Source organism: Limisphaera sp. 4302-co, from assembly GCF_049537155.1.
GTDB lineage: Bacteria > Verrucomicrobiota > Verrucomicrobiia > Limisphaerales > Limisphaeraceae > Limisphaera.
The window spans coordinates 261,794-277,292 of the sequence record NZ_JBMVQZ010000003.1 but is presented as its reverse complement, the minus strand read 5'-3'; the positions used below and the strand labels follow the sequence as shown (position 1 = coordinate 277,292).

At 65.6% G+C, this 15,499-nt stretch carries 9 protein-coding genes; 4 read left to right on the top strand and 5 right to left on the bottom strand.

Going from position 1 to position 15,499, the window contains the following annotated elements; genetic code table 11:
- Positions 1-14 precede the first annotated feature (14 nt).
- On the top strand, positions 15-680 hold the full coding sequence (locus ACPDIX_RS04960; protein ID WP_423430676.1) for a polysaccharide biosynthesis/export family protein: 666 nt from the start codon (positions 15-17) through the stop codon (positions 678-680).
- Positions 680-1,069: an FHA domain-containing protein gene (locus tag ACPDIX_RS04955; RefSeq protein ID WP_423430675.1), complete on the top strand. Its 390-nt coding sequence runs from the start codon at positions 680-682 to the stop codon at positions 1,067-1,069. The genes ACPDIX_RS04960 and ACPDIX_RS04955 overlap by 1 nt, the downstream gene beginning before the upstream one ends.
- A 20-nt stretch (positions 1,070-1,089) precedes the next feature.
- On the opposite strand, the gene purH is transcribed toward ACPDIX_RS04955, so the two are convergent.
- Together purH and ACPDIX_RS04945 are read right to left on the bottom strand one after the other, a co-directional pair.
- Positions 1,090-2,646 (bottom strand): bifunctional phosphoribosylaminoimidazolecarboxamide formyltransferase/IMP cyclohydrolase, encoded by a 1,557-nt coding sequence (gene purH, locus ACPDIX_RS04950; protein WP_423430674.1) that lies wholly within the window; start codon positions 2,644-2,646, stop codon positions 1,090-1,092.
- A gap of 180 nt (positions 2,647-2,826) precedes the next feature.
- Entirely contained in the window at positions 2,827-5,805 is a 2,979-nt protein-coding gene (locus ACPDIX_RS04945; protein WP_423430673.1) for a two-component regulator propeller domain-containing protein, read from the bottom strand.
- Positions 5,806-7,186: 1,381 nt separating this feature from the next.
- Here ACPDIX_RS04945 and ACPDIX_RS04940 point away from each other — a divergent pair.
- Both ACPDIX_RS04940 and ACPDIX_RS04935 read left to right on the top strand, forming a co-directional pair.
- On the top strand, positions 7,187-7,819 hold the full coding sequence (locus ACPDIX_RS04940; protein WP_423430672.1) for a hypothetical protein: 633 nt from the start codon (positions 7,187-7,189) through the stop codon (positions 7,817-7,819).
- Between the two features lie 53 nt (positions 7,820-7,872).
- Entirely contained in the window at positions 7,873-8,511 is a 639-nt protein-coding gene (locus ACPDIX_RS04935; protein WP_423430671.1) for a PEP-CTERM sorting domain-containing protein, read from the top strand.
- Between the two features lie 1,812 nt (positions 8,512-10,323).
- Here ACPDIX_RS04935 and ACPDIX_RS04930 read toward each other — a convergent pair.
- From ACPDIX_RS04930 to ACPDIX_RS04920, 3 genes are all read right to left on the bottom strand, one after another.
- Positions 10,324-11,664: an MFS transporter gene (locus tag ACPDIX_RS04930; RefSeq protein ID WP_423430670.1), complete on the bottom strand. Its 1,341-nt coding sequence runs from the start codon at positions 11,662-11,664 to the stop codon at positions 10,324-10,326.
- Positions 11,665-12,279: 615 nt separating this feature from the next.
- Entirely contained in the window at positions 12,280-13,131 is an 852-nt protein-coding gene (locus ACPDIX_RS04925; RefSeq protein WP_423430669.1) for an HDOD domain-containing protein, read from the bottom strand.
- A gap of 259 nt (positions 13,132-13,390) precedes the next feature.
- On the bottom strand, positions 13,391-15,460 hold the full coding sequence (locus ACPDIX_RS04920; protein ID WP_423430668.1) for a prolyl oligopeptidase family serine peptidase: 2,070 nt from the start codon (positions 15,458-15,460) through the stop codon (positions 13,391-13,393).
- Between the last annotated feature and the right edge of the window lie 39 nt (positions 15,461-15,499).

The window sequence follows — 15,499 nt, the reverse complement described above, 5'->3', positions numbered from 1 at the left end:
TGGCAAAGGGACGCATGAAAAGCGCACGGGAGCGTTGGAGGGGATGGACTGTCCTCATCTGCGGGCTGATCCTCACAGGGATGCTGGCAGGTTGCGGTACCACGGACAACGGTTGGGCGACCTTCCCGGAGCCGGCCGCAGTGGGACCGTCCGTCTCCCAGGTCCAGTACACCTCCTCCACCAATGGCGCCAGCGGCGCAGTTGCCGTGGAGAGGTTCCGAATCGGCGACACGGTCACGGTCACCTTTTCCGGCGTGGAACCCCCGCCGCCCCCGCACGAGGAACGGATCAAGGAAGACGGCACCATCACCCTGCCGATGATCGGTTCGGTGATCGCCGCCGGGAAAACGGCGGGCGAACTCCAGAAGGAAATCCAGGAACGGTACTCCCGCTACTACACGCGGCTGACCGTCACCGTGAAGTCTCTGGAGCGGTTCTATTACGTCGGTGGCGAGGTCCGGTCCCCGGGGCGATACCCGTGGTTGGGTGAACTGACCGTGACCCAGGCCATTCAATCGGCTGGAGACTTCACGGATTTCGCCCGCAAAACCCGCGTGTTGTTGGTCCGGGCCAACGGCCAGACCGAGGTGGTGAACTGCCGCAAGGCGATCGAGAATCCCGAACTCGATCCCAAGGTCATGCCCGGCGACCGCATCCATGTCCCGCGGCGGTTCTGGTGATGATCGAACTGCTGGGACTGAGCGACCCGATCCGCAACCGCCGCATCACGATCGGGCGGTTTCCCGCCTCGCTCGGCCGGGCACCCGGCAACGGTGTTGTATGGGAGGCGCCGGGTGTGTGGGATCATCATCTCCGCTTCGAATGGGTCCGGGGCGACGGCATTCATGTGCGTGCGGTGGGCGAGGCCCCGTTGTGGGTCAACGATCGGTCGGTGCGGGAAGCCCGCCTCTCCAGCGGTGACATTCTGACGTTCGGCGGCGCGCGGGTCCGGTTCCAGCTTTCACCGCTCCGGGTCCGGCGCCGCGTTCTTGCGACAGCTGCGAGCTGGGCGCTGATCGTGGGGACCTTGGCGCTTGAACTCTGGCTGTTGAACCGGGCCGAAGGCTGAGCGCCGCATCCGCCGGCCGTTCAGTGCCGGAAATGCCGGACGCCTGTGAACACCATCGCCATGCCGCGGGCGTCGGCGGCAGCAATGACCTCCGGGTCCCTGACCGATCCGCCGGGTTGAATGGCGGCGGTGGCCCCCGCGTCGGCCGCCGCAATCAGGCCATCCGGGAAGGGGAAGAACGCATCGCTGCATACCACACTCCCGGCCAGCGACAACCCCGCCTCGTGCGCCTTCCAAACGGCAATGCGGCTGGCGTCCACCCGGCTCATCTGACCGGCGCCAATTCCCAGCGTCCGATCCGGGCCGGCATACACGATGGCATTCGATTTGACATGTTTGACCACACGCCAACCGAAACGCAGGGCCCGCCATTCGGTCTCGGTCGGGGCCCGGTGCGTCACCACCTTCACCCCGGACGGCGGTGTGGGCACGCGATCGCGCGTCTGATGCAGCCAGGACTCAAACCCCACGCTGCGGGTCTCCCATTCCGGTGCCGGCGGCTGCGGTTTCAACTGCCGGACCAATCGGAGGTTCTTCTTGCGCTGCAGGATCTCGAGCGCCTCATCGGCAAAGTCCGGAGCCACGATCACCTCGCTGAAGATCTCGGCGATGGCGGCGGCGCAGTCACCGTCCAGCGTCCGGTTGACGGCGATGATCCCGCCGAAAGGCGCCTGGCGGTCCGTGGCAAACGCCTTTTCCCATCCCTCGCGCAAGGTGGCTCCCTGGCCCACCCCGCACGGATTGGTGTGCTTGAGGATCGCTACCGTGGGCGGGTCCTCTGCGAATTCGGCCATCAACGCCGCGGCGGCCGTCAGATCCAGGATGTTGTTGTAGGAAAGCTCGCGACCGTGCAACTGGGCGAAGTACTCGCCAAAGCGACCGTACACCGCCGCGCTTTGGTGCGGGTTTTCCCCGTACCGAAGCAGCTGCACGCGCGGGGCGTGGATCCAGAGGTGCTCGGGCGGCCGGGTCCCGGGGTCCGTTTCAGGCTCCTGCTGCGCCAACCACGTGCGGATGGCGGCGTCGTAGGTGGCGGTCCGTTCGAACACCTTGCGGGCGAGCCGACGGCGCAGTTCCGGTGTGGTTTGCCCGTTCTGCCGGATCTGCTCGGCCACGATCGGGTAATCGGCCGGGTCCACCACCACCGTCACGCTGGCGTGGTTCTTGGCCGCACTGCGCAGCATCGCCGGGCCACCGATGTCAATGGTCTCGATGGCCTCCTCGTAGGTGACGCCGGGCCGGGCCACCGTCTGCTCGAACGGATAAAGGTTGACCACCACCAGGTCAATGGGCCGAATGCCGTGCGCGGCCACCGTGGCCTGATGCTCCGGGTTGTCCCGCACGAACAGCAGGCCGCCGTGGACCTTGGGATGCAGGGTCTTCACCCGCCCGTCGAGCATCTCCGGGAAGCCCGTGTAATCGCTCAACTCCACGACCGGCAACCCGGCCTCGCGCAGCACGCGGGCCGTTCCGCCGGTGGAAAGAATCTCGATGCCCGCCTCTGCCAGCGTTCGGGCAAAGGGAACCAAACCGGTCTTGTCCCACACCGAGATCAGCGCTCGCTCGATCCGTCCCATGGTGCGCCCCAGACTCGGCAAGCCCCCACAGGCCGTCAATCTTCGAATGGCCGTAGAGCCGCCCGGAAAAGCCGGGGCCGTGTTCGAAGCCACTGACCCGGGTGCCTTCCGGGGGCCTTTCATCGTGGCGGGGGAGAACCGGACTTCGTGTTCGCGTCCGGGCCGGGTACAGAAGCACACTCAGAAGATCACGCCGCCTCGATCAATCCTGAAGCGCACCCGCGTGCCGGCACCGGGCCGACTTTCGATTTCGCAACGGCCGCCCACGTCGGCGAGCCGTTGCCCCATGTTCTGCAGTCCTTGCCCCCGCCGCCGCAGCGGTTCGGTGGAGGGGGATTGCAGGGGGGCGGGGTCGAAGCCGCAGCCGTCGTCTTCCACCAGCAACGTGAATCCCTGTGGACAGGTTTCCAGCCGCACGCGGACCTCGGCGGCTCCCGCGTGCTTGACCGCGTTGTGGAGCGCTTCCTTGAAGGCCAGGAAGAGGTTGTGTCGCACCTCGGCCGTCAACGGCCAGGCCGGCAGATCCACCGGTACGTCCAACCGGCAACGGATTCGCGCCGCCGCCAGGTATTCCTGCGCGAATCGGCCGAGATACGTGGCCAGGCTGTCCAATGTGTCGTGGCGCGGATTCACCGCCCATACGATTTCATCGAGTGCACGGGTCAGTTCGCGTGCGGTGTCGAAGATGCGGTCCAATGTGGGTGCCACCGTTGCGGGGTCTCCCGGCTCGCCACGTGCGGTTTGACTCAGCAGGGTGATGCGCGTCAGGCCCGCACCCAGCTCGTCGTGCATGTCCTTGGCGATGCGGGCTCGTTCACGTTCCAGCGCCTGTTGCCGTTCCAGCCGCTCCAGTTTGCGTCGCATCCGGGCCCGGGCCCCGGCGGCCACGCCGCCCGCCACGGCGCCCGCCGCGCCCAGACCTGCCAGCAGCCGGAACCACCAGGTCTGCCAGAAGAAAGGCGCCACTGCGAAAACCACGCGCGCGCCCACCGGATTCCAGATTCCGTCGTTGTTGCAGGCGGTGACCTGAAAGGTGTACTGCCCCGGCGGCAGGTACTGGTAAACCGCACTTCGTTCGGTCCCTCCCTCGGTCCATTCCCGATCCACACCTTCCAGGCGGAAACGGAACCGCACCTTTTCAGGGACCGTGAAACTTAATCCTGTGAAGCGGAACTCGATTCGGTGTCGGCCGGGGGGGATCCGGACCACTGCCGCTGTCGAAATGGGCTGCTGTACGACGAGCGTCCCGTTGAGGCGGACCTCTTCGATGATCACGGGCGGGGGCTGGCGGTTGGTCTTGTTCATGGAAGGGTCCACGCCCACCAGTCCCTTGCTCGTGGCGAACCACAGCCGGCCGTCGGGTGTCCGGCACCCGGCCGGTTGGAGGCCGCCGGAGCATTCCAGCGTGGGCATGCCTTCGCCCTTGCCGAAGACCACTGCATGAAGGGGACCGGCGCCGCCCCCGGCCACGCGATCCAGCTCGCCCCGGGGCACACGGATCAACCCGCCAAAGGTCGACAGCCAGACCGCACCACGGTCGTCGGCCGTGATGTGACAAATGACTCCGTTCGGCAGCCCTTGCCGCGGCCCCACGGGCGCGAACCGCCCGTCAAGGAACCGGACCAGTCCTTCGCCGGCCGTGCCGAGCCAGAGTGCGCCCCGCTCATCCCGCCACAACGCCTGCACGTAGTCGCTGGGCAACCCGTCCCTCCGCTGCCACTGTTCCAAAAGGCCTTCTCGCAAGCGTCCCAGCCCGCCTCCGGACATCCCGAACCACAACGTTCCGTCGCCCTCTTGCAACAGGGCACGCACATCGGGCGAACGCAGTCCCTCCGCACGGCCGAAGCGTTGCACGCGCCCATCCTGATACCGCAGGAGGCCGTCCCCGGTCCCCAGCCACATCTCGCCCCGTTGCCCGCGCAACATCGCCAGCACCGGCACGGTCAGGTTCGTCAATCCGGGTGGAGGCGCGAATCGCCCGTCCGCGCCCCGCACGAACACCCCGCCGCCCCAGGTGCCCACCCACAACCGGCCGTGGCTGTCCTCGGCCAGGGACCAGATGAAGGGATTGGCCAGACCCGCCTCGCTTCCGAACCTGTCCCACTGCCCCTGGTGCCACCGGTAAAGACCCGCACCCTCGGTGCCCATCCACAACGCACCGTCCCGGCCGTACAGGACGCTGAGCACTGGCCGGCCCTCCCAGCGGTCCGGCGGTGTCAATGTGCGGACCTTGGCCGCGCGAACCGCCACCAGCCCCGCACTTCCCACGCCCACCCAGAGATTCCCTTCACGATCCTCACACAGCGAGCGCACCCAGTCCTGCGGCAGGCCGTTCGTCCGCGTGAAGTGCAACGGCGGATCCCCGACCGGCAGGAGAAACAACCCGGCTTCGGTCGTTCCGGCCGCCAAGGTGCCGTCCTGCAGCTCCAACATCACCGGCACGCCATGCTCTCCCCAGGGCGCCTCACCGGGCGCCTGTGCCCATTCGGTCCCCGTCCAACGTCCCACCCGCCCGTTTCGAGAGACCCACACCCCCCCTCGGCGCGCAGGACAGATGCCTTGGACAAAGCCTTCCGCGCCGGGTTCATGGAAATCCTCGGGTTCCAACCGCCCGTTGCGCAGCGCCGAAAGCCGGCCATTTCGGGCGAGCCATACCTCGCCACGGTCCGTCCGCGCTACCGCGACCAACCCGCGTCCGGGGCCGCTCTCCGGCACCAGGCGCCGCCCCTCGTTCACGCTGTACAGCACCCCTTCCTCATCCACCAACCACACCCGATCCCTTTCGTCCGCCACGATCGCCAACACCTTGCCCGTGCCCCAGGACTCCGGCAGGGGCACCGGTCGAAACCGACCCGACTCGTACACCGTTGCCGATCCGTTCTCGTGCCCGAGCCACAATCGCCCCTGCGGATCTTCGTAAAGCGCTGTGACCCGGCTGCTGGAGAGCCCGGGCGTGGTGCTCGCGTCGAAAGCCACAAACCGAACCCCGTCGAAACGGACCAGGCCGCCGTAGGTCCCCAACCACAAATAACCGTCGCGCGACTGCACAATGGCCGACACCGAACTTTGTGGCAGCCCTTCGTCCGTGCCCCACCATTGGAAGAAATAGGCGGGTTCCCCGCATGCCCACGGCAGGATCCGGCCCAGGGTCGTCAGCACGCACAGCAGAACTGCGAGCCACGGGGTTCCTTGGGTTGCCCCTGGACAGGCACGGGCCTGGCATCGTCCGTTGCTGCGGAACACTGGTTGCATTCTGTCCACCCCAAGCACGAGCGGCAAGCCGGAGGGCCCTGTTCCCGTGCAGGTGCCACTCCCGTCATTTACGGCGGCGCAACCACCGCCGGGGATGCGTGCGAACCCGATCCACGCGTCTGCTCCCTGCACTGGCCACAGCGGCCTGCTGCGATTCAGGACGAACTGAGCACGGCCCACCCACGACGGTAGAGCGAAGACGCCTTCACCGTGGAACCGTCGAGCCTCCGCGAATGCCATTGCGCGGAGAGCCGCGGGTTTTGCTGGCCTCCGGAGGGATGGATGGAGAAACCGCCACTGCTGCCGCGAACCAGGTCGCCCGGGCCACTCCGCACAAAGAGAGCAACTGGAAGAAGCCGTGCCATGGGACGAGCAGAACGGAAAAGCCCGGCCGCGCACGACGGATGATCGGACCCGGCTTGCCTCCGGCGGATTTGCACAGGTGCCTTGCACTTGTCCGGGAATTCGGGGGTCGGCCTGAGGACCGCGACAGGATGGTGAGTACGTTCGCATCGCCGGCTTGGAGGGGACACAGCCCGGCGCAGCCGCGGGATGGAAGAAGACGCAAAGCCGGACGAAATTGGGCTCCGACACGGTGGCGCCCTTGGGAACCCCGCCACTGGAGCGACTTCCTTTGCGTCGGCACCGCGGCGGTCCCCTGGCGTCCCTGACCGGCTGGAAACCCCGGCCATGGCCGGTGACGTGCGAATGGAGTTTGTTGGGGTGGGGGTCCGTCCCATCCGTTCATGCGGTTCGCGATGTTTGGGCAGGGGCGATGCGGGAAAAGGAGTGCAAACGAACGCTGGCAGAGTTGGCGCCGGCATCCGCATCCATGCGTCCGGCCCCCGGGACTTCCCACGGGATCCGGCCGGGCAGGGTGCGGTCGGCGCCTGACGTTTGGGTTGTATTCTTGTCGAATTGCTGCACATGGCATGCCTTCTGCTGTATGGCGCGGGTGCAGGTGTGGCGTCGGACGTCGCGCTCAGGTTGCGGACAGGGAGGTGGCGATTGAATTCGCAAGGTGCTGGTGATCAGCGTGTTGACGACAGGGCAGGCGCGGTGAGCCCTGGCTGGAGGAGGTCAATTCGGCGGATGCTTGGAGGTGCGTTGTCCGGGCGGGCGGGCCGGGCGTTGTATGGGGATCGGTCAGGGGACCGGTGGATGGGAACGGACGGGCGTGGCTGGTGAGGCGTTCAAATTTTTTCCGAAAAACTATTGACAGTTTTGGGCCGCTCTGGGAAAGTGGCCTCGCACACGGTAGAGAAAACCAACAACAGCACAGAGGACCATGAGAACCAAAGCACTACTGGCAGCTGCGGCCTTCGCAGCAGGTCTCGCCGCCTCGATGGCGCAAAACGTGTACTCCCTCAACGTGGTGGGGTACTACAACATCACGATTCCGCCGAACAGCTTCGCGCTGATCGCGAATCAGTTGAATACGACCAACAACACACTCGGCTCATTGATCCCGAGTGCACCTGACGGCACACAGTTCTTTAAGTTTAGCGGCACAGGCTGGGACACCTACACTTACGATGAGCTGGAGGGTGGATGGCTGCCCAATGGGAACGTGTCTCTCAACCCTGGCGAAGGTGGGTTCGTTAGAAACAACACTGCCAACGCATTGACCATTACCTTTGTTGGAGAAGTGCTTCAGGGATCTCTCACCAACCCTGTTCCTGCTGGCTTCTCTGTGCGAAGCTCCATGGTTCCGCAGGCAGGCACGCTTACCCAGCTTGCTTTCCCCGCGGCCGACGGCGACCAAGTGTTCGTTTATCGGGGTGGCTCCTACGTAGGCGCGACGTACGACGAACTGGAGCAAGGCTGGCTGCCTGCTGAACCCAACTTGGGTGTTGGCGAGGCTTTCTTTAGCCGGAAATCTGCGCCTGCTACGTGGGTGCGCAATTTTACAGTCCAGTGAAGAACCAATTGTACTTGAAACCTCAGTTGGCTAGCTAGACGAGCACTCTGACTATGAAAACCACAGCTGTAGTCGCATTGGCCACGGTGTTTGCCGTGGGAGCTCTGGCGCAGGGCACCATCACATTCAACAACCGAGTTGCAGGTGTTGTGATTGCGCCGATCTACGGACCTCTAGGCCCGAACGACACCGTCAGCATCATCGGTAATACGAGCAGTGGCCTTCCTGCGGGGTCGGCTGACTATGGTGGCAGGCCGCTGTTGGCCGGCTCCGGTTTTACGGCGCAGCTGTTTGCCGCTCCGGGCAACAACCAGCCAGAGTCGAGCTTGCAACCCGCAACGCCAACGACCACCTTCCGTACGGGTGCAGCAGCTGGATTTGTCGTCCCCACGACTGCTACTCTGCCGAACGTGGCTCCGGATGCTCCTGCCGCTACGGTGCAGTTGCGTGTGTGGGACAATTTGGGGGGTACGGTGACTACTTGGGCGCAGGCTGAAGCACTTTGGCTCAGTGGTCAAATCGCTGCTGGCAAGTCGGCGTTGTTCAACGTTGCAGCGATCGGCGGCACGTTTAACACCCCGCCCAACTTGGTGGGTCTGCAGAGCTTCAACATCTACTATGTCCCCGAGCCGGGCACGCTGGCCCTGCTCGGTCTGGGCGCGCTCGGGCTGATGGTCTTCCGCCGGAAGTAATCGCCTGACCGCCGTTTTCAAGGCCGCACGGCAAACGCTGTGCGGCCTTTTTGTTTGGCACACCCTGGCACACCCCGGGCACAGGCACTGGCGCTTCGCGTGAAAGGAACCACGGTACCGGTCAAACGTACGACTCCGACCGGTCGTGCCCGGGCTCTCCACAAATCAAGCGACGGCAAATCCGGTCAGACCTCTCGAGGGTTGCTGGTTGCGGTGTTCTCAGCAGGGCCTTTCGACGTTTGCGGACGGGCCGATGCCATCGTTTTGAAGGACGGCAGCGGGGAACCAGCTCATCGGAGAAACGGGCTGTCCGAAGCGGGGGGCCGGGAAAGGGTGTCCGCCGACAACTCCAGATTGAGCCTCCTCAGATGCACGGGTGATGCCTGCAGCACCGCTTGCCGGGAAACGATGACCCGAAAAAAAGAGCCGGCGCCCGAAAGCTTGGCCGTGGCGAATAAGCCGGGGCGATTCGTATCCCACCGCAGGTTTGCTCAGCAGTCCGATCCGCCGACCTCACCGCGCCGTTTCCTTCAAGGCCCAAGGCGATCTTTGGCGAGCTTTCGAGCCTCCTGCTCCCCGCGCACACCGTTCTCGGGGATGAAGGCTGGGCGCTGATCAGTTTCGACGGTTCTCTTTCGCGGCGGCTACAAATCCCCGGCCTCTGACTGTGGGGCTTGCCCCGGGAGCTTTCCATTGCGGCGGGTGAAGTGCCGAAGATGCGCCACGTTCGTCCTATGAATGGACCAGCCTGAGCGGGTGAAATCCGCGGACTTCGAAGGGCGGACACAGCCCTCGGAAAAGCCGGGTGGGTTGCAGCGTGTCTGCGGGCGGGACGTGACGAGGAACCGCAGGGGGCCGCGAGCCGTTGGAAACGGAATTCCGCGAATCCGCAATCCGGCGGAGGGACACTCCTTGGCGCCTGACCGGCGGCTTCGAAACCGGCGCATCACGGCGTGCCTGCGAAACGACTTTCTCGATCCTTCCGTGCGATGGCACCCGCGTTGGCTCGGCCAGGTTCATGCAGCAAGCCTGTCACGGTTCGGTTTTCGACGGTTGCCCTGTTGAGGCCCGCGGGCTGGGAATCGGCAGTCGGTGGGGCGGCGGGGCTTGTGCCGGGCGCGCGGGAAACACCGGGAGCCAACGACCTCGAAGACGGCTGTTGGCCGGGCCGTTCGCGGACGGGGGGGTTTGCATGAAATTGCGTGTCTTGGCGAGCCGGCGAGCCAAGCGGCCGAAACCGGATGACGAAACAGGCCATCTGTAGGGTTGTAGGGAGAGTCACGTCAAAGGCCGGGGCGCGTGCATCGGGCTGCGCGCCGCCAGCAGATCGGGTTCTCTTGCTGTGCGCCCGTGGGTGATTCGGGGGTTGGACCCGTGTCGCCGCGGATCGCGAACGACTGGCACCGCAGAGCCGCGCCAGCCGGCGGGGTTCGCCCGGCGCCGGCTCCGGTCTTGCGTCGGTACGGAATTCCGGACCACCGCGTTGGGCCCTCCCATGCAGACACGGCAGCCCTCGGAACGGGAGCCCGGGCAAGTCCGCCCGAGGTTGTGAGGGGGAGGGTGCGAACGCGCATCAGCTGGTGGAGAGAGCGCAAAGCCGGCGGACACTCTGCAATGTTATCGAGTCCGGTCGTCAGCCGCGACTGGTCGAAGCGGGGTTTTGCTACGGTGCAGGGCAAGTTCTATCGGTTCGATCGGGACCTCGTTCGGGAGCCCAGGGAACCGCCGTGATGAGGCTCTCCCGGGCGGTATGAATGCCCGTCAGGTTGTGGAGTGGGCCGGCGTGCACAAGGGCGGTGTTCGGGAGGCCGGTCAGGTGGCCCCGGCCGGTGCCGGGCTTGCAGTGGCCTGGTCGGCCAGTTCCGGCTGTGGGGGTGGGCGGAAGAGCGCGGCCAGCGCGAGGGCGGCGAGCACGGAAATCACGGTGGGCACGAGGAACAGTCCCCGGTAATCCGTGACGCCGTCGTGGGTGAAGACCTCCTGTCGCAACCAGGGACAGACAAAGTTGGCCGCGATGTTGCCGAACCCGAAGATCATCATGTTGAAGAGGCCCTGGGCGCTGGCCCGGCTGTCCTTGGGGAAATAAGCGTCCACGAAGATGTAGACGGTGGCGAAGAAGAAGGCGTAGCAGACTCCATGCAGCATCTGGACCAGGATGATGAACCACTGGTTTTGGGGGAAGAATGCGTACACGGCGAAACGCGCGGCGTGGCCGAGGATGCCGAGGGTCATGGTGGCCCTCCAGCCGAGCCGTTTGAGCGTGGCGCCCAAAATGAGCATGGTGAGGATTTCCATGACCTGTCCGATGCTCATCACCGGCATGATCCAGTTGCCGGGGATGCCGGGCCCTCCCTCTTGAGGCCGGGCCGCCAGGAAGGCGCCGGTCCAGTTGAAGTAGCAGTAGAGGAGGAACGCGTCCACGAACGTGAGGATCCAGAGCACCAACACATAGGGCCGACGCAACAACCGCATGGCCTTGAGCCAGGCCAGGCGGTCGAGCCCTTCGGCGGTTCGGCGTGGGGGTGTATGCGGCAGGGTGAGGCTGTAGGCGGCCATGAGCAGTGAGGTGAGGCCGGCGACCACGAAGGTCCAGCGAATGGACCGAAACAGGGCTTCGCCCTGGAGGCCGTGTCCGAGCACGGTGCCCAGCCATTCGATCCAGCCCTCCGGCGTGGCCGCGCGCACCGCGTCCCAATCCACGAGAATGAACGTGAACGGCCAGGCTGCCAGGATCCAGCCGATGGTCCCGCCCATGCGTACCGGGCCGAACTCCCGCTGGGGATCGCGCATGTGGGCAAATGCGATGGAGTTGCAGATGGAGATGGTGGGGACGTACAGGAGGCAGTGCAGCAACATCAACCCGAAAAACGGCCAGAAGGAACGTGTCAACGCCAGGCCCAGCATGGCCAGCCCGCCCACGGCGTGACTGAAGGCCAGAAAGCGCTCGGCAGCGAAGTTACGGTCGGCGAATTGATTGCTGAAGAACATGCCGACAATGGCGGCGATGGGAAAGGCATTCAGGATCCAGGACTGTTGCAGTGGGGAGAAGCCCAGGCTGGGCAGGTAGGTGTAGATCAGCGGAAGCCAGGCGCCCCAGATGGCAAACTCCAGGACCATCATTCCGAACAGTCGGAGTCGGGTGGAAGAGTGCATAGGCAGCGGCAGCTTATGTGGGCCTGCGAGATCGAAGCAAGTCCGGGCGGCCCGGACAAGGATGGCGTCGCGGAACCGGGTAACTGGTGGGGTGGATTCCGGTGATGCGGGGCAGGAGGTCGGCGTTCGAGCGATCGGTTGCCTCGAAGGATGTGGGACGAGAACCGGCAGTCGAATGCGAAAACCTGATGCCCGCCGATGTTAGCGGCCTTGTGCGTAAGTTTCCAGGTGCGGGCTTGTGGTCTGGCGTTCGAGACCGCCCCGGAGGCCTTCCAGGTTGTTCAGGCGGGGAGCCGCCGGCGCGAGGGGTGCGACGATCGAGCGGGCCCTGAGCCCCGGCAGACACGCAGCGGAAGATTCGGCGGCGGGCCGGCCACTTGCAGAACAGCATGGGTCGTCCACGTTTCAGGCAGGCGCGCGACGGCAGTTGTGTCGGAAGTGCCAGTGCAACGCCGGCGGTTCGGTTGTAGGCGTTTTACGAGGGACCGGGGCCGGTGGTGGAGCAGCGCACCTCCGCTAGGTTTGTGGCGAATGCTGCGTTGCGCAGGCCGCCGGCGCCGGTTGCAGGAGGTTCAAAGGGCTCCGGACAGCGTCGGATGGGGTCCTCCGCGGCGATTATCCCAGGCGCATGAGATGTTCGATTTTCTCGAACTGGTCCTGGAGGCGGCGGGTCAGTTCGTCGAGCCGGGGTTCGTCGAGGTTGAAATGCTGTTGAAAGGCCGGGTCGAGCAGGCCTGTGCCGGGCACGACGGGTGCGTCCGACCGTGCGCGGTGGGCGACCACGTTGGCCACGTGGGCCACCACCGAGAGGCAGCCTGGATCGTCCAGACGGGGCCGATGATGATGTCGAACGCCCTCGACGAGGCTTTCCGGCAGGCGCCAGGCCCGCAGGAGTTCGCCTCCCACTTCTGCGTGGTCGGTGCCGATGACGTCTTGTTCGGCTTCCGAGCGCGACATGCCGGCCAGGGCAACGCGTGCCCGGATCTCGGCCTGTTGCTCGGCGGTGAGGACCTGGGCCAGAACGAGCTTGCCCAAGTCATGCAGCAGGCCGACGGTGAAGGCCACCGAAGGCTCGACATCCAGGTCGAGTCCGCCGTCCAGGATGGTTTCCGCGGCCTGGGCGGTCGTCACGGAGTGTCGCCAGAGGTCTTCGGTTTCCATCGCGTGGCGTGGGAGGACGACCGACATGGCACCGCCGAAGGCCAGGCTGAGGACGATGTGGAGGATCTGTTGATGGCCCAGGAGGAAGACGGCCTGGTCCACGGAAGCCACGGGCTCTTCGAGTCCGAAAAACGGTGAGTTGCAGGCTCGCAGCAACTTGGCCGTCAGCACGTTGTCGCACTTGAGTACTTCGACGATCTCCTCGTTGCTGATGGCCGGTTGGTCGAGCAAGGTCACGAGCCGAAGTGCCGCCTGGGAGACCGGCGGCAGATTTCGGACCTTGCCCACAATCTCTTGCGCATTCATATCCAGTCGTCCGAATTCTGATACACCCGCTCCGCGGCTTGCCCGCCACCGATGGCAGGTACGCGGACCACCCTCCCCCGCAACGGTTCTCCGGGCCGGGGAATGGGCATCCGGTTTCGTGTCCGGCTTGGCCTGACGCACCCAGAATGAACACTCTCGCGCCGGAAAGGAAGTCCCGTGAGAACGATTTTGCCGGTGGTCCGGTTTGGCGGGCTTTCCAGGGGCTTTGGCCCCGGCGGGTGGGGACCCGGGCCGCGATTCATTCTTCCGTGGGCTCCGGCAGATCGTATTCGAGGTGGAAAGGTGGCGGGGGACCACCGGGGCCGAGCAGGTAATGCTCGAACCACCGCAGTGTACGCAGGTGGTAATCGTATCGGGTGGCGGCGCGTTGGTTGCCGTGGCCTTCGCCCGGATAAAGGATCAGTCGCACCGGTGCGGCACTGCGGAGTTTCAGGTGCCGGTACATCTCCAGTGCCTGGCTCACGTGCACGCGCGGGTCTTCCTTGCCGTGCAGGATGAGCAGGGGAGTGCGACCATTGCCGGCGTGATGGATCGGGCTGCGCTCGAGCAGCAGCGACCAGTTCTCCCAGGGCCGGAAGCGCGCGTGGACGAGGTATTCTTCGTCCGGGATGTCCGTCGTGCCGACCTTCGAGATCTTGTCGCTGATTCCCATGAACATGACGCCGGCGGCGAACCGGTCCGAGTACCGGGTCGCGCACCAGGCCGTGGCATATCCGCCGTAGGAGCCGCCGGTGACTCCCACGCGGTTGCTCTGGGCCACGCCGATGCGAATCAGATGATCCACCGCGTCGACGAGGTCGTCGAATTCCCGGCCGGCCGGATCGCGCTGGCCGAGCCGGGAGAACTCGACGCCGCGGCCGGTGCTGCCGCGATAGTTGGGATAAAAGACCGCCATGCCCCGTGCGGCTGCGACCTGGCCGGGCAGACTGTAGGAGGTGAGCCAGCCGTTGCGAATGTGCGCTTCCGGGCCGCCGTGAACGGAGAGGATCAGCGGACCGGGCCGGCCGTCCTCGTCGAGCCTCCGGATGAGCACGCCCTCCAGTTCAAGTCCATCGCGCGCGGTCCAGCGAACCACCTCCTGCGGTGCCAGCCGTCGTTGTGCCAGCCAAGGGTTGCTGTCGGTCACGCGGCGGGGCCGGGACACGTCAGGGGAGGCGATGAAGAGTTCCGGCGGATGTGTGGCGTGACTGCCCACGAGTGCCGTCGTGGCGTTCGAGCCACTTGTGGAAAGGGCACTGAATACGGGGCCTTCGGATGAGAGAAGGCGGCGCACCCGTGCTTCGGAACCGTTCCATGAGACCTCGTACAGGGCGGAGCCGACTCCCTGGCTGGCCAGCACGCAAAGCCGATCCGGCGCCGTCCAGTCGCAGTCCTCCACATGGCCCGGAAAGTCCGGGAGCAGATCGGTGAACGTTCCGGTGACAGGATCCACGAGCATGAGCCGGCCCGGGGCAGGATCGTGCGGGTCGCCTGCCGCGATCATGACCAGATGCCGTCCGTCGGGGCTCCATCGGAACGTGCCGAGTTTCCCCGGGTTGTCCACCCGCCTGAGGACCGCGCCGGTGGCGGCGTCCACGATATGCAGGCGCTGCCGCACGTAGCTGTCGTCCACGGAGGGCGTGGGCGCGAGGCTGACGGCCAGTTGTTCGCTGCCGGGACGCCAGGTCACCCGATGGACATGCCCGGTGAGGGGCAGGGGCGCGGGAGGATCTGCGGCGGGCTCGAATAGGGTGAGGATCCAAACCCGGTTGGTGGCCCAGTCTTCCTCGTAAACCTGGGGGAGGAAGCCTTTCTCTTTCCACTTGCGACGGTTTTTCGGTTCTGGTTCGGGCGCGACCACGGCGACGCGTCGTCCGTCTGGTGCGAATGCGTAGTGGACGAGGTCGGTGGGGAGTTCGGCGGCTTTGCGGGCTTCGCCGCCGTCCACCGGTATCAGGTAAAGCGCCTTGTGTTTGTCGTCTCCGCGTTTGGCCAGGAAGGCCAGGGCGCTGCCATCGGGTGTCCAGGACGGATGGGAAAGTTCCACCTTGCCGGTGACAAAAGGGCGTTCGCGGCCGGCTTGGAGGTCGTACACCCACAGTTCCGACCAGGCCGGGCCGTTGGGGTCGTCCTGGAGGTCCCTGGGGACGATGCGCAGGAAGGCCACGTGCCGTCCATCGGGTGAGACCGTGGCGGTCTGGATCCACCGAAGCCGGGCCACGTCGCGAGGATCGAGCCCGCGTGGAGGACGGGTTTCCGGTTCGGCGGCCGGGACGTTCACCCAGCTGAGGATCAGCAGGACCACCGGGAAGTGCGTGCGCGACGTCATGAACTCATCGTTGGGCCCGGACCACAGCCTGGCAAGGCC

What these genes read in the sequence shown, in the direction of transcription:
- ACPDIX_RS04960 (WP_423430676.1), top strand. Translation starts at nt 15, where the DNA reads ATGAAAAGCGCACGGGAGCGTTGGAGGGGATGGACTGTCCTCATCTGC.
- ACPDIX_RS04955 (WP_423430675.1), top strand. Translation starts at nt 680, where the DNA reads ATGATCGAACTGCTGGGACTGAGCGACCCGATCCGCAACCGCCGCATC.
- purH (WP_423430674.1), bottom strand. Translation starts at nt 2,646, where the DNA reads ATGGGACGGATCGAGCGAGCGCTGATCTCGGTGTGGGACAAGACCGGT.
- ACPDIX_RS04940 (WP_423430672.1), top strand. Translation starts at nt 7,187, where the DNA reads ATGAGAACCAAAGCACTACTGGCAGCTGCGGCCTTCGCAGCAGGTCTC.
- ACPDIX_RS04935 (WP_423430671.1), top strand. Translation starts at nt 7,873, where the DNA reads ATGAAAACCACAGCTGTAGTCGCATTGGCCACGGTGTTTGCCGTGGGA.
- ACPDIX_RS04930 (WP_423430670.1), bottom strand. Translation starts at nt 11,664, where the DNA reads ATGCACTCTTCCACCCGACTCCGACTGTTCGGAATGATGGTCCTGGAG.
- ACPDIX_RS04925 (WP_423430669.1), bottom strand. Translation starts at nt 13,131, where the DNA reads ATGAATGCGCAAGAGATTGTGGGCAAGGTCCGAAATCTGCCGCCGGTC.
- ACPDIX_RS04920 (WP_423430668.1), bottom strand. Translation starts at nt 15,460, where the DNA reads ATGACGTCGCGCACGCACTTCCCGGTGGTCCTGCTGATCCTCAGCTGG.